This window comes from Nocardioides sp. CER19, from assembly GCF_029846275.1.
In the GTDB taxonomy this organism is placed as follows: domain Bacteria; phylum Actinomycetota; class Actinomycetes; order Propionibacteriales; family Nocardioidaceae; genus Nocardioides.
The window spans coordinates 1,419,103-1,438,830 of the sequence record NZ_JARVWS010000001.1 but is presented as its reverse complement, the minus strand read 5'-3'; the positions used below and the strand labels follow the sequence as shown (position 1 = coordinate 1,438,830).

The following is a 19,728-nucleotide window of genomic DNA, read 5'->3' as shown; positions in this document are numbered from 1 at the left end:
TGAGGAGCTCGCATGGACCACGTGATCCACGTAGTCGAGGAACCGGACGCTGAAGCCGGGCTCGTGGGCCGGGAGCGCGAGCAGCAGCAGCTCGGTCTGTTGCTGGGACACGCCCGCAACGGCCAGGGCGGGTCCGTGCTCGTGGTGGGTGAGCCCGGAATCGGCAAGACGGCGCTGTTGGAGGCGACGAGCGGCAACGCGGAAGCGATGCAGGTGCTGCGCGTGGCGGGCTTCGAGTCGGAGTCGACGATGCCGTACGCCGCGCTGCAACGGCTGTGCATCCCGTTGCGCGACCACCTGGCCGCACTTCCCGGGCGGCAGCAGGACGCGCTGCTGGTCGCGGCAGGCGTGGCCGACGGTCCCCCACCGGACCGATTCCTGGTCGGGTTGGGCATTCTCGGCCTGCTCACGACCGCAGCAACGACCGAAGCCGTCCTGTGCGTCGTCGACGACGCACACCTGCTGGACCAGGAAAGCCTGGACGCGCTCGCGTTCGTCGCGCGAAGGATCGAGGTCGAGCCCGTCGCCATGCTGTTCGCCGCGCGGGACAGCAGTGACGTCAGCAGCCGGCTCAACGGCGTCCGAGAGCTCCGTCTCGCGGGCCTGCGGATGGACGCCGCCGTCAAGCTGCTGACCCGGTCGATGTCCGAGCCGATCGACCCCGTCGCAGCCGTCCAGGTCGCCCACGCCATGAACGGCAACCCGCTGGCACTCATTGACCTGGCTCAGGAGGTCTCCACGCGACAGCTGGAAGACCTCGCGCTGGCCGACGACCCCCTCCCCGTGGGGCCGCGTCTGGAGGCGCACTACCTGCACAAGGTTCGAGCCGCCGACGACCCCGTCCAGAACTGGCTGCTGCTGGCTGCCGCCGACTCGACCGGGAACATCGGACTGGTCAGGTCTGCCGCACGCCTCCTCGACCTCAGCGACGACACCGCCGATCGGGCCGAGCTGGCCGGCCTCGTCGATCTCATCGACTCCGTCCAGTTCCATCATCCCCTGGCGCGCTCCGCGGTCTACAACGCTGCCACCGGGGCGCAACGCCGCCGCGTGCACGGAGCGCTCGCTCGAGCGGCCGAGCTGCTCGGTCTGGTCCAGCTCGAGGCGTGGCACGCGTCCCGCGCGACCGTGGGCCCCGACCCGGGAGTCGCGGACCGGCTCGAAGCGGCTGCCGACCTCTCTGCCGCACGCGGTGGCTTGGCCTCGCGCTCGAGCCTCCTGGCCCGGGCTGCTGAGCTGAGCCTGCCCGGCCGTCAACGCGCCGGCCGCCTGGTAGGAGCCGCCGAGGCGGCGTTGGCCGTGGGCGCCATCCACAGCGCCCAGTCCCACCTGGCTGCCGTCGACCGCGCGATCACTGACCCGGTCGTCCGGGGACGGGTGGCGGTCGTGGAGACTTCGATCGCGCTGTTCACTGTCGACGCGAGCCGTCTGGCCCGCTGCACCGCTGACCTCGTCCAGGCGGCTGAACAGTTCCGCGGCCGGGAGCCCGCCCGTGAGCAGGACGCGCTGCTGCGTGCCTTCCAGCTCTTCATGACCGCTGAGACCCGAGCCGAGGGCATCACCACCGCCGAGCTCGGTGCGCACCTGACCGCAGGCGCGGAAGCGAGGAGCGGCCCGTACGCGACCATCCTCCGAGGCATGGGTGCTCTTGTGCAGCTGCCGTACTCCCAGGGCGTGCCGCTGGTCCGCATGGCCTACGACGAGCTCGCCAAGCTGCCCGATCGCGATCTCGTCGGCATGGGTGCTGCGATCGGCGCGCTCGGCATGTACCTGTGGGACGGCGCTGGGAGACGTGACCTGTTGACCCGGGCAACAGACGCGGCTCGAGCCGGCGGTGCTCTGCAGGACCTCGACACGTTGCTGTGGGTCGAGTCGATCGCCGAGCTGTGGGGTGGCAGCGTGCGCCGGTCCGTTGAAGCCGTGGAGAACGTGCGGGAGGTCCGCCGCACCATGGGGTATGACGCGGAGAACGTCATCAACGCCTCCGTCATGGCGTGGAGCGACTATCCGCGTGAGGTCGTCCACGCGATCGGTGAGGGCGCCGCCGCCGTCGGCTTCGGCGGCGTGTGGAGCGCCGCTGTCGCGGCGCTGGCGACACGCGACCTGGCCGAGGGCCGCTACGACGACGCCTACGAGAAGCTTCGCCCGCTGGTGCTCGACCCGTTTCTGCAGACCGGACCCTCCTACTTCCCCGACTTCGTCGAGGCTGCGGTGCGCAGTGACCGCCCGGCAGCAGCGCTTCCCGTCCTGGCCGACCTCGAGGACCGCGCCCGGCTCAACGGGTCCGACTGGTGTGCAGGCGTCGCCGCCCGGGCCCGTGGAATCGCCTCCACCGGTCCCGAAGCCGCCGAGTGCTTCCGGTCAGCGATCGAGCTGCTGAACGGGACCGAGGCACGAGTCGAGCTCGGGCGGACTCACCTGGTCTACGGCGAGTGGCTGCGACGGACGCGCCGACGCGCCGACGCCGGCCGGCAGCTCATCCTGGCGGCCGAGACCCTCGACCAGGCCGGCGCCAGCATGTTCCTTCCCCGGGTCCGCGCAGAGCTCACCGCCACCGGGATGACCAGCGACGCGGGCGAGCGCCCACCGCGGCACGACCTGACCCCGCAGGAGCTCACCATCGCCCATCTGGCAAGCGACGGTCACACGAACGCCGAGATCGGCGCACAGCTCTTCATCAGTCCCAACACCGTCGACTACCACCTGCGCAAGGTGTTCCAGAAGCTCGCCATCTCCTCACGTCGTCAGCTCAGCGAGCACCTCGACTTTCTGGAGACGTGAGCGACTACGAGATCCACGTGGTCCGCACCCAGCACCGGCCATCTCAGGCTTCGAGGCAACAACTGCCCCTCAATGACCAAGGGAGCCTGACATGCCACACGTCACCGCCGACGACGGCGCACAGATCTTCTACAAGGAGTTCGGGACCGAGGGCACGCCCGTCATCTTGAGTCACGGTTGGCCACTCAACGCCGACGCCTGGGAGGCGACCGCCCTCTTCCTGGCCGAACGCGGCCACCGTGTCATCGCCCACGACCGCCGGGGTCACGGACGCTCCACCCAGACCTGGCACGGCAACGAGATGGACACCTACGCCGACGATCTGGCCTGTCTCATCGAGAGGCTCGACCTCAACGACCTGACCCTCATCGGCCACTCGACCGGTGGCGGCGAGATCGTCCACTACGTCGGCCGATACGGCACCGCGAGGGTCGCCAAGCTGGTCCTCGTCAGTGCCGTCCCGCCTCTGATGCTCCAGACCGACGACAACCCCGACGGACTGCCCGTCGACGTCTTCGACGCCATCCGGGCCGGCGAGACGGCCAACCGCTCACAGCTCTACCGCGACCTCGCGGATGGGCCGTTCTTCGGCCACAACCGCCGCGGCGACGTCGCGCAGGGTTTCCGGGACGCGTTCTGGCTCCAGAGCATGGCGTGCGGCCACCGGGCCGCCTACGAGTGCATCGCGGCATTCTCCGCCACCGACTTCCGGCCCGACCTCGAGAAGGTCGACGTACCCACCCTGGTGGTCCACGGCGACGACGACCAGATCGTGCCCTTCGAGGTCGGCGGGAAGCGGTCCGCGGAGCTCGTGCGCGGTGCCGTCCTCACGGTCTACGAAGGCAGCGGGCACGCACTGCCCGACACCGACCGCGACCGGCTTCACGCCGACCTGCTCGCCTTCATCGACGCCTGACCCCCAGCACCACGACCACCGAACAAGCCACCGAACAAGCCACCCAACAAACGGAGTGAGGCACCATGACCGACCCATCGACCGGCCGACCCGACACCATCGTGCTCGTCCACGGACTCTGGATGACACCACGCAGCTGGGAGGGCTGGGTGGCGCACTACGAATCGCAGGGCTACACCGTGCTGGCACCTGCCTACCCCGGCTTCGAGATCGAGGTCGAGGCGCTACGTGAGAACCCCGACGTGATCGCGAAGCTCACCGTGGCCGAGACCGTCGACCACCTCGCCTCGGTGATCGAGTCCGTCGCGACCCCGCCGATCATCATCGGCCACTCCTTCGGCGGCACGCTCGTGCAGCTCCTCCTCGCGCGCGGGCTGGGGTCGGCCGGCGTCGTCGTCGACTCCGCCCCGACCGAAGGAGTACGCGTCAACCCGATCTCACAGGCCAAGTCGCTTTTCCCCGCGCTGAAGAACCCGGCCAACCGGCACAAGGCCGTCGGCTTCACGCCGGAGGAGTTCCACTACGCCTTCACCAACACCCTCACCGAGGAGGAGTCACGACGGGTCTGGGAACGGTACGCGATCGCCGCACCGGGCTACTGGGTGTGGGAGTACGGCCTGTTCGCCAACTTCAAGCCCGGCCACCAGGACACCTGGGTCGATTACCAGGCCGACCGGGCCCCGCTCCTGTTCATCGCCGGCGAGAAGGACCACATCATGCCGCCGTCGGTGAACAAGTCGAACGCCAAGCACTACCAGCACTCGCCGGCCGTCACCGAGTACCGCGAGCTGGAAGGACGTGACCACTGGACCTGCGCCGCCCCAGGCTGGGAGGCCGTCGCCGACCTCGCCGTGTCCTGGGCGGTCGAGCACGCACGCACGGACCGGCCGTGGGCTGTCGCCTGACCCACCTCGGGGGACCTACGGTCCTCATCGAGCTCGACGGCTGGCGGATCCTGACCGATCCGACGTTCGACCAGCCCGGTCGGCGGTACGCGTTCGGGCTCGGCACGTCCTCGACCAAGACGGCCGCGCCCGCCGCAGCTGCGGAGGACCTCGGGCCGATCGACGTGATCCTCCTCAGCCACGACCACCACGCCGACAACCTCGACGACCGCGGCCGGGAGCTGCTCCCGGCCGCGGACACGGTCATCACGACCACGGCCGGCGCCCGGCGGCTCGCCGCATCCAACGTCTCCGGGCTCCGCGCCGGCGGGCTGCTCGCGCTCGACCGCCCAGGTCGGCCGCCCCTGACCGTCCGCGCGACGCCGTGCCGGCACGGGCCGCCGCTCAGTCGGCCTCTCACCGGGCAGGTCATCGGGTTCGCGCTCAGTCTTGACGGAGCCGAGCAGGTCGCGGTCTGGATGACCGGCGACACGGTCCTGCACAGGCCACTGCGGCGCCTCGCCCGACGACTCGACGTCGACGTCATGCTCGTGCACCTCGGCAGCGTGCAGTTCCCGATCACCGGGCCGCTGCGCTACTCCATGAACAGCACCGACGCACGTCAGCTGATCCACCTCACCGACCCGCGCGTCGCCGTCCCCGTGCACTACGAAGGATGGTCACACTTCCACGAGCCGCAGATGCGCGCCCGAGCCGACCTTCCGGAACTCGCCTGGCTCCGCCCGGGCCGACCCACTGACATGCGCGCCCCGGAGCGCTGACGGCGATCGCGCTCCCCTGGTCCGCGACCGGCCGTCGGTCCGCCGGCCCCGTCCGTGCCGTGTCGACCCGACCTCTGGAGTCGTCACATCTTGCCGCCGGCGAGCAGGGCGGTCAGGTCGCCGACGACCCCGAGGTGGCTCAGCTTGTCCGGGTTGATGACGTTGTGGAGCCGCACGATCCGATCGTCCTCGACATCGATGGTGAGAATGCCGAGCAGGGCCCCGTCGGCGGTGAGCGTGCGGAGCGCCGGCTGCCCGTTGGCCTCCACGAGGTCGAGGCGTACGCCGAGGGCCTCGCCGCGGCGCACGAGGCCGACGAGGAACCGGGCGACCGCCAGGGCGCCCACCATCGGCTTCTGGATGGCCGGCGCTCGGCCGCCGCCGTCGCCGACGAAGACGACGTCATCGGCGAGAAGGCGCTCCAACCCGGCCAGGTCGCCGGCGCCGACCGCCTCGAGGAACCGTCCGGCGAGCCGGTCTCTGTGCTCGCGCGAGACCTCGAACCTGGGAGTGCCGTCCTGGATCCGCCGCCGGGCACGGGCGAGGATCTGGCGGCAGTTCGCCTCGCTCTTGTCGACGACCACCGCGATCTCGCCGTAGTCGTAGTCCAGCGCCTCGCGCAGCACGAACACCGCCCGCTCGATCGGCGTCAGCGCCTCGAGGAGCACCAGGAACGCCGTCGAGACGGTCTCGTCCAGCTCCAGCCGGTGGACAGGGTCGGTGTCGCCGGCGTCGGTCAGGATCGGCTCGGGCAGCCACGGGCCGACGTACTGCTCGCGTCTCACCCGCGCCGAGCGCAGGGTGTCGATGGCGAGCCGGGTGGTGACCGTCGTCGCGTAGGCCTCGAGGTTGTCGACGAGGGCCTGTTCTCGGCTGGCGCGGTGCAGGCGGAGAAACGCCTCCTGGACGACGTCCTCGGCCTCGGTGACGCTGCCCAGCATGCGGTAGGCGATCGAGAACATCAGCGGTCGGAGCTCGTCGTGAGCCGCCGCCAGATCAATCACGGCCCGATCTCATCACGTCTGGTTGTCACACGCATCCCGCGTCTCTCGTCGGAGGGGGCAAAACGGAAGGAGAACGACGACCATGAGGATCTTCATCGCCGGCGCGACCGGAGCGCTCGGAAGCCGCCTCGTCCCCTTGCTGCAGGACGCCGGACACGACGTGTTCGGGTCAAGCCGAAGCAAGGCCGGCGCGGCCAAGGTGGACGCACAGGACGCCACCGGCATCGTGATGGACCCGCTCGACCCCGACAGCGTCCGGGAGGCTGTGGTCTCGGCCCAGCCTGAGGTGGTCGTCCACGAGCTCACCGCCCTCGGCGCGATGTCGGGGAACATGAAGCGGTGGGACGAGGACTTCGCGATGACGAACCGTCTCCGCACCGAGGCCACCGACCACCTGCTGGCGGCCGCGGCTGAGGTCGGCGTACGTCGCTTCGTCGCGCAGAGCTATGGCGGGCACTGGACCAACCAGCGCACCGGCGGCCCGGTCAAGACGGAGGTCGACCCGCTCGTCGAGGAGCCCGGCAAGGAGGCTCGCGAGACGCTGCGCGCCATCCGTCACGTCGAGGCGGCCGTCACCGCCGCTGAAGGGATCGACGGGATCATCCTGCGCTACGGGAACCTGTACGGCCCGGGCAACGCGATCTCCCGCACGGGCGAGATGGCCGAGCTGGTCAGGAAGGGGAAGATCCCGGTCGTCGGCGGGGGCACCGGCGTGTGGTCCTGGATCCACATCGACGACGCGGCGGTGGCCACCGCCGCGGCTGTCGAGCGTGGCGCACCTGGCATCTACAACATCGTCGACGACGAACCGGCCCCGGTTTCCGAGTGGCTGCCCTACTTGGCCGAGCAGCTCGGCGGGAAGCGGCCGATGCGGCTGCCCGGCTGGATGGCAAGGCCGATGATCGGCCAGTTCGGTCTGGCCCTGATGACGACCGTGCGCGGCTCCTCGAACGCCAAGGCCAAGCGCGAGCTCGACTGGACTCCGCGTTACGCGACCTGGCGCGACGGCTTCCGCACCGGACTGGGATGACGAGGTCGGTCGGTGCCGCCTCCCTCCGAGCCGGCCTCGCCCCTCCCCTGCTCAGTCGACGAGGCGCTCGGTGTCGACCGGGCACGGGTCGTCGGCGTGCGTGCGCCACTCCCCGTCCCGGAGGCCGGGCTTCGGCGATTGTTCTGCCAGTCCTACCTCCAACATGCGGTCCTGCAACTGACAGTCAGCATGGAGGCGCGACGGCGCTCATAGGTCAGTGGACGCCTGCCATCAGCTTCCGGACCGGGCGGACCGCGAGCAGCAGCGCTGCGCCGACGACGATCGCGACCAGGCCAATGATCAGGAAGTAACCGGTCTCGTCGTTCGGGTCGTAGTAGGCCGCGAGTCGGCCGGACATCGCAGTGCCGAGCGCGATGGAGAGGAAGTACAGCGCGACCATCTGCGTGTTGTAGAGCGCCGGTGCGAGCTTCGTGGTGACGGAGAGCCCCGGCGGTGAGATGAAGAGCTCGGCGAGGGTGAAGACGAGGAGCACGCCGGCGAGCGCGACCACGGAGACGGTGTTCTCACCGGTCGGAAGCGGCAGGAACAGCAGGAAGGCGATGCCCATGAGGATGGTGCCGACGCCGAACTTGACGGGAGTCGAAGGCTGCCGAGGACCGAGCCGCTGCCAGACGGCGGCGAAGACCGGCGCGAGCACGATGATGAAGACCGGATTGATCGACTGAACCCAGGAGACCGGCATCGTCCAGCCTCCGAACGTCCGGTCGACCCGTTCGTCGGAGTACTGCGTGACGACGGTGAACTGCTGTTGGTAGAGCGACCAGAAGACCGCGTTGACGACGAACAGCGGGACAAAAGCCCACACTCTGCTCCGCTGGACGTCGGACAGGTGGCTGCTGGTGAGCAGGAGCGCGAAGTAGCCGATGGAGGCTGCCACGGTGATCCAGATGACCCAGTCGGACAGGTTGCCGGCGTCCATCCAGCCCACCGCGAAGAGTGCGGCCACGACGACTGCGAACGCCACGAGTCCTAGGGCGTACCTGAGTCGTTCGGAAGGCTCGAGCGGATTGGCGACGACGCGCGTCTCTTCGGGGAGCCGGCGCCGACCGACCGTGTACTGCACCAGTCCGAAGAACATCCCGACCGCGGCGAGACCGAACCCCCAGTGGAAACCCTTGTTCTCCTGGAACCACCCGGTGAGCAGCGGCCCGATGAACGCCCCGATGTTGATTCCCATGTAGAACAGCGAGAACCCAGCGTCGCGGCGCTCGTCCTCAGGTGCGTACAGGGATCCGACCATCGACGTCGCGTTCGCTTTCACGCCGCCGCTGCCGAGCGCGATCAGCGGCAGCCCGACGGCGACGCCGGCCCGGTCAGGGAGCACGGCCAGGGAGATGTGGCCGAGCATGACGATGCTCGCGGCGTAGAAGAGTGTGCGTTCCCGACCGAGGACCCTATCGGCGAGCCAGGCACCCAGGATGGTCGCCAGGTAGACCGCGCCGCCGTACGCGCCGACGATCCCGCTGGCGGTCGACTTGCTGATGCCCAGACCGCCATCGGCGGCCGAGTAGTACAGGTAGATCAGCAGGATGCCCTGCATCCCGTAGAAGCTGAAGCGTTCCCACATCTCGACGCCGAAGAGGTTCGCGAGTGGACGTGGCTGCCCGAAGAACCCGCGGTCGAGCTCGCCTGTGGGTTCACCGTCCTTCAGCGACGTACTCATGGGGCCACGGTGCTCCCGGGTTCTCGGGCAGCACAAGGCCGCGCCGTGCGCCCGGAGGGCGTCGAGGTGGGTCAGAACTCGACGGGGTCGCGGATGATCGGGCAGGTCATGCAGTGCCCGCCGCCGCGGCCACGGCCGAGCTCGGCGCCCACGATGGTCACGACCTCGATGCCGGCCTTGCGCAGCAGCGTGTTGGTGAGGGTGTTGCGGTCGTAGGTGACGACGACACCCGGCTCGAGCGCGACCGCGTTGTTTCCGCTGTCCCACTGCTGGCGCTCGGACTGGTACACGTCACCGCCGGTCGCGATGGTGCGTAGCTCGGTGAGGCCGAGCGACGTCGCGACCACGTCGACGAACCTGGTGCCCTCGTGGTCGATCACTTCGACACCTGGCGCCTGGTCGCTGGGGACGAGCGTGAAGGGGTGGATCTGGTCGACGATGGTGGGGTAGATCGTCGCCAGGTCGCGGTCGACGAACGTCATCACGGTGTCGAGGTGCATGGCGGCCCTCAGTTTCGGCATGCCCGCGACGACGACCTTCTCTGCGGCACCCTGCTGGAACAGCGCGGCGGCGACCTGCGTGATCGCCTGGCGCGAGGTGCGCTCGCTCATGCCCATGAGCACGACGCCGTTCCCGACCGGCATGATGTCGCCGCCCTCGAAGGTGGCCAGGCCGGAGTCCTGCTCCGGGTCGCCCCACCACACCTTCGAGCCGACGTAGTCGGGGTGGAAGCTGTAGATCGCCTTGTAGATCAGCGTCTCGTCCTTGCGCGCCGGCCAGTAGAGCGGGTTCATGGTGAGACCGCCGTAGAGCCAGCACGTGGTGTCTCGGGTGTAGAGCGTGTTGGGCAGCGGGGGCATGAGGTACTCACGGACACCGGTCGACTCACGGGCGAGGGCCAGGTAGCCGGAGCGGTAGTCATCGGGCAGATCGTCGGTGGCCATGCCGCCGATCAGGAGCTCGGCGAGCTGCTTGCTGCTCAGGGTCTCGAGGAAGGTACGCGTCGCGTCGACCAGTCCGATGCCGACGTGGTTCGGCTCGATCTTGCGCTCGAGCAGCCAGTCGCGGGCGCCGGGCACGTCGAGGGTCTGGGCGAGCAGCGCGTGCAGCTCGACCACCTCGATACCGCGTTGGACCATCCTGTTGACGAAGTCGGCGTGGTCGCGCTGGGCGTTCTCCACCCACAGCACGTCGTCGAACAGCAGATCGTCGCTGTTGCTCGGCGTGAGCCGCCGGTGAGCCAGGCCGGGCGCGCAGACGAGGACCTTGCGCAACTTCCCGACCTCCGAATGGACGCCGTACGTCGAGGAAACGGGTGCTGCCGTGTTGGACGTCATGACTTCTTGCCTTCCTCACGCAGGTGGGTGGATGAAGGAACCGCACGTGGCCGACTCAGATGGTGATACGACCCGTCCACAGCCCGACGGCGCCCACGACGCCGCCAGCCACGATCAGCACGGCGACGCCGATCTCGGTCGGGGTGAACAGGCGGCGTCCGCGTTCGCTACGCGCCTTGACGTAGAGCAAGATCGCGGGGGCGAGGATGACGGTGGAGAGGAGGACGAACTTCAGCCCGGCAGCGTCGAACAGGAACGCGGTGTAAGCGGTCGCCGCACCCGCGAAGATGGTCTCTCTCGTTCTGACGCGCCGGTCGACCAGCTCGTAGGACTCACCGGTCAGCCCCAGCTTGAGGGCGTACGCGGCCGCCAGCAGGTAGGGCAGCAGCGCCAGGCTGGTGGACAGGTCGAGCATGAAGTTGAGCGCGTCGTCGACGGCCAAGGTGAGGGCCAGCAGACCCTGGATCGCCAGGGACGTCACCACCAGGGCGGTGATCGGGGTGCCATGGTCGTTCTCCTGCCCGAGGAACCGGGGGAAGTCCTCGTTGCGGGCCGGGATGAACATGACCTCGGCCGCCATCAGGGTCCACGCCAGATAGGCGCCGAGGACCGAGATGATGACGCCGGCGCTGATGAACCACTTGCCCCAGTCTCCGACCACGTACTGGAAGACCGGGATCATCGAGGGCTGCCGGGCGTCGGCGAGGTCGGGTTGGGGCATCACCGAGTAGCTGGAGAGGGTGACCAGCGCGAAGATGCACAGCACGCTCAGGAAGCCGAGCACGGTAGCCCGGCCGACGTCCTCGCGGCGTTTCGCGTAGCGGGAGTAGACGCTGGCCCCTTCGATGCCGATGAACACGAACGTCGTGATCAGCATGGTGTTGCGGACCTGCTCGTTGAGGTTGCCGAGTTCGCCGTACCCGGTCGCGGTCCAGTTGTCGGAGAAGACGCCGGCGTCGAAGGAGAACAGCAGCACGACGATGAACACCAGGATCGGGATGATCTTGAGGATCGTCACGATCCGGTTGATCACAGCCGCGTCCCTGACACCGCGCGCGATCAGGTAGTGGAACAGCCAGATCGCAATCGACGACAGGCCGACCGCCAGCACCGTGTCACCGTCGCCGAAGGCGTCGAAGAAGTTGCCCAACGTGGCGCTGATGAAGACCCAGTAGAAGGTGTTGCCTGCCACCGCGCTGGCCCAGAAGCCGATCGCGGAGTTGAAGCCGGCATAGTCGCCGAAGCCGGCCTTCGCGTAGATGAAGACACCCGAGTCGAGCTCGGGCTTGCGGACCGCCAGGTTCTGGAAGACGAACGCCAGCATCAACATGCCGGCACCGGCCACCGCCCACGCGATGAGCGAGCCGAGGACGCCGGTCGCGACACCGAACCTCGCGGGAAGGGAGAACACACCCGCCCCCACCATGCTGCCGACCACCATGCCGGTCAGGGTGGGCAAGGTCATCGTGCCGGGCGGGGCCGGGGTTACCTCGATCTCCGTCGCGCTCATGGGCTCTGCGACCTCCGTTCGGCGACCACATCACACGGCCGCCGAGACGCGCGGCGCAGGGGGATGAAGCCAATCTAGGGCCGCAACGCGCAGGGCCGCCACCGTCGATTCCGGCGTGCACCCCGCGTGCCGGCCGCCAGGTCAGCCCGGAACGACCCCGAGACGCTTCGCCTACCCAACCGCCGTGGATGTCGCCTCACGTCGTGGGTGATCGATCGTCCTCATCGGTCGTGTCGCTGGCGGTGGAGGATGGATCTCCTGAACCCGAACAGAAGGACCAGCAGGATGACGATCGTCGCGATCAGGATGAGTGCGGTGACCATCCGGGTGCCTCCTGGCCGGTGGGGAGTACGTGACTGAGCCTAGGCGCAGCCAGCCGGGCTCGCCAGCCGATGTCAGCGGTCCCGACGACGGGGTCCGCGGGGCAGTACCGCCCGGTGCTCGTCGTCGACCACTGGCCGCACACGACTCATCCGAGCGTCGACCAGGGCGGACGACTGAGCGTCGGTGGCGTCGGTCTCCGGGCTGCGTCCGGTGGCGAAGACCCCAGACCTCCCTCTGGCGGTGTGCCAGCACGGTTGCACAGCAAACGCGGGGGACGCCACGCTGGGCTGGTGCTCCGGCTCGTGCGGACTGCCGCGCTGTGCGTAGGGACCGTGCTGCTGCTCGTTGGGGCGGTGGCTGGCGTGGTGAACCATGAGGTGCTGGACGCCGACCGCTTCGCTGCTCATGCGGACACGGTCCGGACCGACCCGGATGTCGCGCGCGCACTCGGGAGCCTGCTGACCGAACGGCTTCTCGAGGAGCAGCCGGACCTGGGTGCGTACCGCCCGCTGATCGAGACCACCGCGGCGGGAGTGGTGTCGAGCCGGGCTCTGGGCCCCCTCGTACGGCGGAGCCTCGCCCCGCTGTACAAGGCCATCGTGCTCGGCGAACACGACCCGACAGTCCTCCACCTGGCCGATGTGGGTGCCGTCCTCGTTGCTGCGCTGACAGCGCTCGCGCCGCAGCTTGCCGTCGCATTGCCCGCCGACCTCGACGTCCGTCTCTCCGACCTCGGCGCGGGAGAGCACAGCGCAGACCTGCTGAGGCCCATCCACCTGGTTCGCCTCCTGTCCTGGCTGGCGCCGCTCGCCGGCCTGCTCGTCCTCGGGGCCGCAGGCGCCCTGGCCGGTGGTGAGCGCCGCCTGCGGCTGGCAGCAGTCACTGTCGGGCAGGGGTTGCTCGGCGCCGGTGGCACGCTCGCGGTGCTTCTGCTCGTCGCCGAGGTCGTACTGCGCCGAAGCGACCCCGACACGCTCGAAGGCGCAGTCCGCCTGGCCGCATGGGACGAGCTCGCGACGCCGTTCTGGATCGCGACGGCGGGGACCGCCGGGGTAGGTGCCGTGATCGCACTGACCTCCGGTGCATCGACCCGGCGTTCCCGCACGCTGCTCGGCGCGAGCCTGCTCGCAGCGCTCGGACTCGCCCTTCTCATCGACCCGGTGCGAGTTGCCACCGCTCTGTTGTGGGTTGCCGGCGCGGTCCTGCTCGTGACCGGCCTGGTCCTTCTCGTCGTCACCTTGACGCGCACACCGCCGGCACGGGGATGGGTTCTTGCCGCGGTGGCGACCGTCCTGATCGGCGTCGTCGCCGGCGCCTGGCCGGGCGATCACACCCTCACCGCCGCTCGTAGCGCCGCGGCAAGGGAAGGCTGCAACGGTCATCCAGAACTCTGCGACCGCCGCTACAACGACGTGGCGTTCCCTGCGACCCACAATTCGATGTCCGCCGCCGACGAGCCTGGCTGGTTCTATGCCGAGCAGCCCCACGGCATCCTCGACCAGCTGGACGCAGGCATCCGGGTGCTCCTCATCGACAGCTGGTACGGGCGCCGTACGAACCGGGCGGGCTACATCAGCACCGCCGGGGCGGCTCGCAGCGACGCGATCGCCAACGCGACGGCCGAATTCGGTGAGGCCGCAGTGAACAGCGCCCTGCGCCTGGAGAAGGCGATCGGGCTGGCGCCACGCGGCCAGAGGTCCGCCTACCTGTGCCACGACATGTGCGAGCTCGGCTCCACGCCCTGGCGGGAGAGCCTGGACACGCTCCGGTCCTGGCTCGTCGCTCACCCGCGAGAAGTGGTCACCCTCTTCGTGCAGGACGAAGTGAGCCCAGCCGACACGGCAGCCCTCGTCGAACAGGCCGGCCTCCTCCCCGACGTCTACGCACCGACCGCCGGAGGGAAGTGGCCCACGCTCGGCGAGATGATCGACTCGGGCAAGCGCCTCGTCGTACTGATGGAGAACCACGGCGGCGGAGACACCTACCCGTGGCTGCTCCGAGGCTTCGACTGGGTCCAGGACACGCCGTACTACTTCACGAGCCCCGCAGCACTCATCACGCGCAGCGACACCTGCGGGCGCAACCGGGGAGCGGCCGAGGCGCCTCTTCTCCTGGTCAACCACTGGGTGACCGACCAGGCGAAGGAGGTCACCAACGCTGCCCGCGTCAATGCCCGCCCCGTCCTCGGCACGCGTGTCGCGAGATGCCGGCAGACACGCCACATGCTTCCCAACTACGTCGCCGTCGACCTGTACAACCGCGGCGACCTGTTCGCGGTCGTCGACGATCTCAACGACGTCCACTGAGGCGTACTGGCCCGTCTGCGGCATCCTGAACAGGTGACCCCCCTCATGGACGAGGACCGATTCCACGCGTGGTCTGGTCAGCACTACGTGCTGATGCTGGTCACAGCCGTGGGCGTCGTGGTGTTCATCTGGTGGGGCCGCAGCCACCGAGGCACTCCACGCGAGCTCCTGGCCCGCCGCGGGTTCGCGACGGTGTGCCTGGTCGTCATCCTGGGGATGCAGATCTACTGGCTCACGCCAGGAGCCCGCACCATACGGAACTCCGTGCCGCTGCAGCTCTCCGACCTGGCCGACTACGCCGCCGTCTTCGCGCTGTGGACCCGCGGATCGAGGACGTCCGCGTTCACCTACTACATCGGGCTCACCCTCACCCTGATGGCCGTCATCACCCCAGCGCTCACCGCGCCGTTCCCGACCACGCAATGGTGGGGATTCTGGCTCCGTCACATCTTCGTCGTCTGGGCGGCGGTCTATCTCGTCTGGGGCCTGGGCAAGCGGCCGACGTGGCGGCTGTACTGGATAACAGTCGCAGCGGTGCTCGTGTGGGCTGGCGTGGCCCAGACCTTCAACACCATCACCGGCGCCAACTACGGGTACCTCGCGCGCACACCCGACGCAGCCACGCCGCTCGACCTTCTCGGACCATGGCCCTGGTACGTGTTCGGCGCGATGTCGTTCCTCATGGCACTGTGGGCAGCGGTCTTCACGCTGCCCTGGGAGCTCGCCAAGCGTCGAGCAGCCCGCGGGCCCCGCGAGAGTGACCTCCCCGCGTGACAGGTTCGTTCCCGGTCGACCCGAAACAAGTGTCGGCACCGGGCGGGAGGCATCCTGCTCGGGTCGTACGGCGGTCCTGGCGCTGCCTGATCTTGGCGTTGTAAGCGCTGCTCTGAGGCTGTCCTCGAGCTCGGACTGCTCAGTACCTGGTGCCGGGGTCGAGCTCGCTTCGGACCGCCCCGATGAGCGGTCGGCGGACGCTACGACCTCATGACGTTGACGCGGCTGCTGCTCAAGAGAGAAGTGCGAGGCGCTTGGTCAGCTTGGTGACCGTGCTGCGCGGGCCGACCACGATCACGCCGACATAGTCGATGTCCGCCGGTTCGGTGGTTGCGAGCGCGTCGACGTAGTCCGGGTAGGTCCGGGAGCGCCGGGCGACCTCGTTGAAGCCGACCACGACCGCGTCTTCGACGGCGCTCGCCTCGTGGTGGAGGTCCCGGAGCTGCTCGGCGGAGGCGACCAAGGTCGGCACCGGAATCGGGTTCAGGCCCGCGTGCAGGGCGCCGGAGGCGTCTGGGCTGGCAGCAGCGACCGAATCGGTCAACCGGCCACCGAGTGCCAGTCCGAGGACCACAGCGGCGTTGGCGGCGTGTGCGGGCGGAAGATCGTCACGCAGGACGACCACGATCTTGTTCATGCACCATCTTTCGGGCTACTGAACGAGCATATGCTCGCTCTCTATGCAGAACGATAGGCGCATGCACGGTGCTGTCGGGGTTGCTCCGAACCCTATTCGGCGAACGCGGTAGCGTGGCCGTCGTGGACGAACTTGATTCGGCGATTGTGCAGGAACTCCAGCGTGATGCCCGGCAGACCAACCGGGAGCTGGCTCGCCACCTCGGCATCGCGCCCTCGACGTGCCTCGAACGAGTCCGTCTGCTCCGCGCCCGGGGCGTCATTCGCGGCTACCACGCGGAGATCGACCCGGCCGCCCTCAACCGGGAGACCGAGGCATTCATCTCGACCCAGATCCGCCCGCTGAGCCGCGACGTCATCGACTCCTTCAAGACAGCACTGATCAAGCTCCCCGAGGTCATCGCCGTCTACGTCGTCGCCGGTGACGAGGACTTCCTGGTCCACGTCGCCGTCCAGGACCTGGACCACCTACACGCCTTCCTCGTCGACCGACTCAGCCGACGCAAGGAGGTCGTCAGCTTCCGCAGCCAGATCGTCTACCAGAGCGCTCACAAACGGGTCCACGAACAGCTTCCCGACGCCTGACTACTGCGGTGGCAGCGGCCCAATCGCCAGCTGCGGTACTGCGCCGTTCTGCCCCTGAGGCAGCAGGCAAAGGCGGTAGCGCGCCATGCCACCGCTGGTCGGGACGGCTCACGGCCCATCGAAGGAGGTGGAGGCACTGACCACGAGGTAACGGTCATCGGTGATGTCGCGTCCCCAGTAAGCCGGGTCGGGTAGGCGAGTCAATGTCGCTGGCCGTCCGGTCTGCTCGACCAGTCGAACTGTCTCTTCAGCGGCAAGCCCGGCGCCGTTGAACCAACGACCTTCGATCAAGACGAGTCGTCCGGTCGGGGTGAGCAGGCGCAGCCAACGCGCGAGCGCGACAGCGGGGTCGGGCATCGCCCACAGGACATGGCGGCAGAGGACCACATCGAAGGCCACGTCCGGCAGGGGCGGTGCGAAGGCGTCGGCCTGCACGAAGCGCACGGCGTCTCGACCGTCTGCCTTGATACGAGCGAGTTCGATCATGCGCGGGGAGAAGTCGAGTCCATCGACTACGTAGCCCGCCTCTGCGAGAAGGACCGAGAGCGTCCCGGTACCGCAACCAAGGTCGGCGACGCGGGCTGGCGGGTCCGGCAGAACACCCAGCAGAAGACGACGCCACGCTTCACGCACGGCAACGTCGTTGAGCCCGTGGTCAGCCGCCTGGTCGAAGGACGAAGCTTCCGCGTCCCAGGCGGCGATCTCGTCAGCGGACGCCATGTGAGGGACCCTACGGCTGGGTACCGACAAGGCGCCATCGACCGCACTCATCTGCCGCGACGCGCTCGACCTGAGTCGATGGGTCTATCAGCCGCGTGTCGGGCGGACTGGTCCCGCCAACCCCCGGTCGGCCGTCGCGCCCTCGGGGCAGGAGGGGCGCCGAACTCGACGGCGAGCCAGCTTGCGACACGTGGATGGCGTCGCGGTCACCCGGTCGAGGGAGACCGCCCGGCACTGCGCTTGCGCGCCGCGTAAGCGCGGACCCGGTGCAGGTTTCCGCATTCATCAGGAGTGCACCAACGGCGGCTGTGGTTGCGCGTCGCGTCGAGGAAGTACCACCCACACTCCTCCAGCCCGCACCGTCGAATCCGGTCGGATTCCGTGCTGAGCAGCTCAACGGCCTGCATCGCCAGTACGTCGACCAGCGCTGTCACTGACGGTGCTGGTGCGTACCAGGAGAGGGGAAGACGATCCGACAACCGCATCCGCGCCGCCGACTCGAGCCAGAGTCTCCGCAGCCTCTCGGCGTCCCGCTCATCGGCTGCCCCGCTGCTCTGCGCGTCGAGCCACCGGGTCACCGTGTCACGGACGTCGAGGATCTGTCGGTACTCACTGGGTGAGGCCAGCCCCGGCAGGTCGACGGCGTGGTGCGCGGCGGCGGCAGCACGCCACGAGTCGAGTCGGTCAGGGTCCGGGACACGCTCGACGTCGCGGTCAGGATCGAAGCGCCACGAGCGCGTGTTCACGAGGTCCAGGACGAGGTGGCCGCCGACGAACTGCCATTGGTATCGCTGCTCCACCACGCCACCACCCTATCCACATGGTCTAGTCCGTGTTAGAACATGTGGATGGTACTCACTCGGGATACCCGCCGCGGGCTGGCAGTGGGGGCTGGTCTGGCCGCCGCCGCCTTCGCGCTGGCAGTCACGTTCGGCGCCCTCGCCGTGGCGGGCGGCCTCCCACCACTGGCCGCGGTCATCATGTCCGCCGTCACCTTCTCCGGTTCGGCCCAGTTCGCCTTCGTCACCGCATTGACGGGCTCTGGTGGCGTCGCAGCGGGGCTCGGCACGGCGACCTTGATGAATCTGCGCTTCCTCCCGATGGCCACTGCCTGCGCCCCCGCCCTGCGCGGCGGTCGAGTCCGCCGGGCGCTGGAAGCACAACTCGTGGTCGACGGCTCGTGGGCCGCCGCTCAGGACGATCAGGGACGCGTGCAGCGCTCGGTACTGATCCCGGCGACGGTGGTCCAGTGGCCGAGCTGGATCGTGGGCACCGCCATCGGCGCGTACGCCGCACCAGACACCGCACTCTCGAGCAGCCTCGGCCTCGACGTCGTGTTCCCCGCCTTCTTCGCTGTCCTGGTCCTCGACATTGTCCGGCGACGACCGGAACTCCGGACCGTCGTCGTGGCCAGCGGGGTGCTGACCCTGTTGCTGCTGTGGGTGGTACCCGTCGGTGCCGCTCTCCTGGCCGGATGCCTGCCCGGGATACGCACGTACCTGAAATCCTCATGACCCCGCTGACGATCGGTATCGCGCTGCTGGCCCTGATGAACTTCACGCTCAAGGCCCTCGGCCCGCTTCTCCTCGGACCCGAGAGGATGAGCGAGCGGACCGCCGCGACCATCGACGCCATGGGCCAGGGACTGCTCGCCTCGCTCGTCGTAGCCGCCCTCGTGGGTGCCGCCGGATCGGACGTCGACGCCGCCCTTCTCGCCGCCGTGGCGCTGGCGATGGTCCTGCGTTGGTGGGGACTGCACGAACTTGCGTGCGTCCTGATCGCCGTCGCCCTGGTCGCCATCATCCGCAGCCTCACCTAGCAAGCAGGACTCCGAGGCACGAAGGATTCGTCCTCCTACGCGATCCCAGTCAGGACGGTTGAGATCCGGCCGAGGACACCATCGACGCTCTCTTCGACTGCGGCATGCATGGACTCTTCGACGTCGAAGCCGTACGTGATCAGCGTCGTGTCGTCGGCGGCGGCCGCCAAGGTGATCGCCGTGACCACATCGCCGGGGACGGTCATCACCAGCCGTCCCGGCGCGGACACCTCGTCGTAGCGGCCCGTGAGTGCGATCTGTCCCCCGTCGGGAGACCGGACGGTCGCCTGCCAGGACCCGCCGGCCCGCACGTCCAGCACGGCCGTCCCAGGCTCAGCAGGCAACCAGCCTTCGAAGTGGTTCGGCTCAGTGAGGACCTCCCAGACAGCCTCGCGGGGAGCCAACAGAGTGCGTGTGACGGTGAACTCGCCCATCGGACTCCTTCCCGCCGACGGCTTCACCGCGCCGCCCGGCGCCGAGAGCCGGCTGGGCGAGGAGCGCAGGATGGCCGCCGGATCCATGAACCCGGCGAGACCCACCCTCACCCCAGGGCACCGGCGAATGCAAGAGGATCTGGACGCCCGACGAGTACGCGTGATCGAGGCGGCGTCTGGCAGTCGCCGCGACGCCGCAGTA

At 68.9% G+C, this 19,728-nt stretch carries 18 protein-coding genes; 10 read left to right on the top strand and 8 right to left on the bottom strand.

All coding sequences use genetic code 11. The annotated features are described in order from the left end of the window. The first annotated feature begins 12 nt into the window (after positions 1–12). The 4 genes from QDS12_RS07070 (at position 13) to QDS12_RS07055 (ending at position 5,363) form a co-directional block, all read left to right on the top strand. Entirely contained in the window at positions 13–2,781 is a 2,769-nt protein-coding gene (locus QDS12_RS07070) for an AAA family ATPase (protein WP_279878027.1), read from the top strand. Positions 2,782–2,872: 91 nt separating this feature from the next. Next, positions 2,873–3,697, top strand: coding sequence for an alpha/beta hydrolase (locus QDS12_RS07065; RefSeq protein ID WP_279878025.1), 825 nt, complete (start codon positions 2,873–2,875; stop codon positions 3,695–3,697). Between the two features lie 65 nt (positions 3,698–3,762). Then, complete coding sequence (locus QDS12_RS07060; protein ID WP_279878024.1) at positions 3,763–4,602, top strand: alpha/beta hydrolase; 840 nt, start codon at positions 3,763–3,765, stop codon at positions 4,600–4,602. Then, on the top strand, positions 4,587–5,363 hold the full coding sequence (locus QDS12_RS07055; protein WP_279878022.1) for an MBL fold metallo-hydrolase: 777 nt from the start codon (positions 4,587–4,589) through the stop codon (positions 5,361–5,363). The genes QDS12_RS07060 and QDS12_RS07055 overlap by 16 nt, the downstream gene beginning before the upstream one ends. A gap of 83 nt (positions 5,364–5,446) precedes the next feature. Here the strand turns inward: QDS12_RS07055 and QDS12_RS07050 are convergent, their stop codons facing one another. Continuing rightward, a complete protein-coding gene (locus tag QDS12_RS07050) occupies positions 5,447–6,367 on the bottom strand; it encodes an RNA polymerase sigma-70 factor (protein WP_279878020.1) in 921 nt (306 codons plus the stop codon). 82 nt (positions 6,368–6,449) lie between these two features. On the opposite strand from QDS12_RS07050, the gene QDS12_RS07045 reads away from it, so the two are divergent. Beyond that, on the top strand, positions 6,450–7,397 hold the full coding sequence (locus tag QDS12_RS07045) for an NAD(P)-dependent oxidoreductase (RefSeq protein WP_279878018.1): 948 nt from the start codon (positions 6,450–6,452) through the stop codon (positions 7,395–7,397). 214 nt (positions 7,398–7,611) lie between these two features. On the opposite strand, the gene QDS12_RS07040 is transcribed toward QDS12_RS07045, so the two are convergent. From QDS12_RS07040 to QDS12_RS07030, 3 genes are all read right to left on the bottom strand, one after another. Beyond that, positions 7,612–9,081: a peptide MFS transporter gene (locus tag QDS12_RS07040; protein WP_279878015.1), complete on the bottom strand. Its 1,470-nt coding sequence runs from the start codon at positions 9,079–9,081 to the stop codon at positions 7,612–7,614. Between the two features lie 71 nt (positions 9,082–9,152). Next, positions 9,153–10,418: an arginine deiminase gene (locus QDS12_RS07035; protein ID WP_279878013.1), complete on the bottom strand. Its 1,266-nt coding sequence runs from the start codon at positions 10,416–10,418 to the stop codon at positions 9,153–9,155. A gap of 55 nt (positions 10,419–10,473) precedes the next feature. Further along, on the bottom strand, positions 10,474–11,928 hold the full coding sequence (locus QDS12_RS07030) for a basic amino acid/polyamine antiporter (protein WP_279878011.1): 1,455 nt from the start codon (positions 11,926–11,928) through the stop codon (positions 10,474–10,476). Positions 11,929–12,365: 437 nt separating this feature from the next. Here QDS12_RS07030 and QDS12_RS07025 point away from each other — a divergent pair, with 437 nt between their 5' ends. Beyond that, positions 12,366–14,558: a hypothetical protein gene (locus tag QDS12_RS07025; RefSeq protein WP_279878008.1), complete on the top strand. Its 2,193-nt coding sequence runs from the start codon at positions 12,366–12,368 to the stop codon at positions 14,556–14,558. A gap of 33 nt (positions 14,559–14,591) precedes the next feature. Beyond that, positions 14,592–15,332, top strand: a complete 741-nt coding sequence (locus QDS12_RS07020) for a TIGR02206 family membrane protein (protein ID WP_279878006.1) — start codon at positions 14,592–14,594, stop codon at positions 15,330–15,332. Positions 15,333–15,564: 232 nt separating this feature from the next. On the opposite strand, the gene QDS12_RS07015 is transcribed toward QDS12_RS07020, so the two are convergent. Continuing rightward, positions 15,565–15,969, bottom strand: coding sequence for a DUF2000 domain-containing protein (locus tag QDS12_RS07015; protein ID WP_279878004.1), 405 nt, complete (start codon positions 15,967–15,969; stop codon positions 15,565–15,567). A 122-nt stretch (positions 15,970–16,091) separates the two neighbouring features. Between QDS12_RS07015 and QDS12_RS07010 the strand changes: the two genes are divergently transcribed. Next, positions 16,092–16,553: an Lrp/AsnC family transcriptional regulator gene (locus QDS12_RS07010; RefSeq protein WP_279878002.1), complete on the top strand. Its 462-nt coding sequence runs from the start codon at positions 16,092–16,094 to the stop codon at positions 16,551–16,553. 108 nt (positions 16,554–16,661) lie between these two features. Here the strand turns inward: QDS12_RS07010 and QDS12_RS07005 are convergent, their stop codons facing one another. Continuing rightward, entirely contained in the window at positions 16,662–17,273 is a 612-nt protein-coding gene (locus QDS12_RS07005; RefSeq protein ID WP_279878000.1) for a methyltransferase domain-containing protein, read from the bottom strand. A 206-nt stretch (positions 17,274–17,479) separates the two neighbouring features. After that, positions 17,480–18,076 (bottom strand): CGNR zinc finger domain-containing protein, encoded by a 597-nt coding sequence (locus tag QDS12_RS07000; protein ID WP_279877999.1) that lies wholly within the window; start codon positions 18,074–18,076, stop codon positions 17,480–17,482. A gap of 39 nt (positions 18,077–18,115) precedes the next feature. Between QDS12_RS07000 and QDS12_RS06995 the strand changes: the two genes are divergently transcribed. Together QDS12_RS06995 and QDS12_RS06990 are read left to right on the top strand one after the other, a co-directional pair. Beyond that, a complete protein-coding gene (locus tag QDS12_RS06995) occupies positions 18,116–18,787 on the top strand; it encodes an AzlC family ABC transporter permease (RefSeq protein WP_279877998.1) in 672 nt (223 codons plus the stop codon). Further along, complete coding sequence (locus tag QDS12_RS06990) at positions 18,784–19,092, top strand: AzlD domain-containing protein (RefSeq protein WP_279877997.1); 309 nt, start codon at positions 18,784–18,786, stop codon at positions 19,090–19,092. The genes QDS12_RS06995 and QDS12_RS06990 overlap by 4 nt, the downstream gene beginning before the upstream one ends. Before the next feature lie 35 nt (positions 19,093–19,127). Here the strand turns inward: QDS12_RS06990 and QDS12_RS06985 are convergent, their stop codons facing one another. After that, the gene (locus tag QDS12_RS06985) at positions 19,128–19,526 is read right to left on the bottom strand and encodes an SRPBCC domain-containing protein (protein WP_279877996.1); all 399 of its coding nucleotides are present in this window, start codon (positions 19,524–19,526) and stop codon (positions 19,128–19,130) included. Positions 19,527–19,728 lie beyond the last annotated feature (202 nt).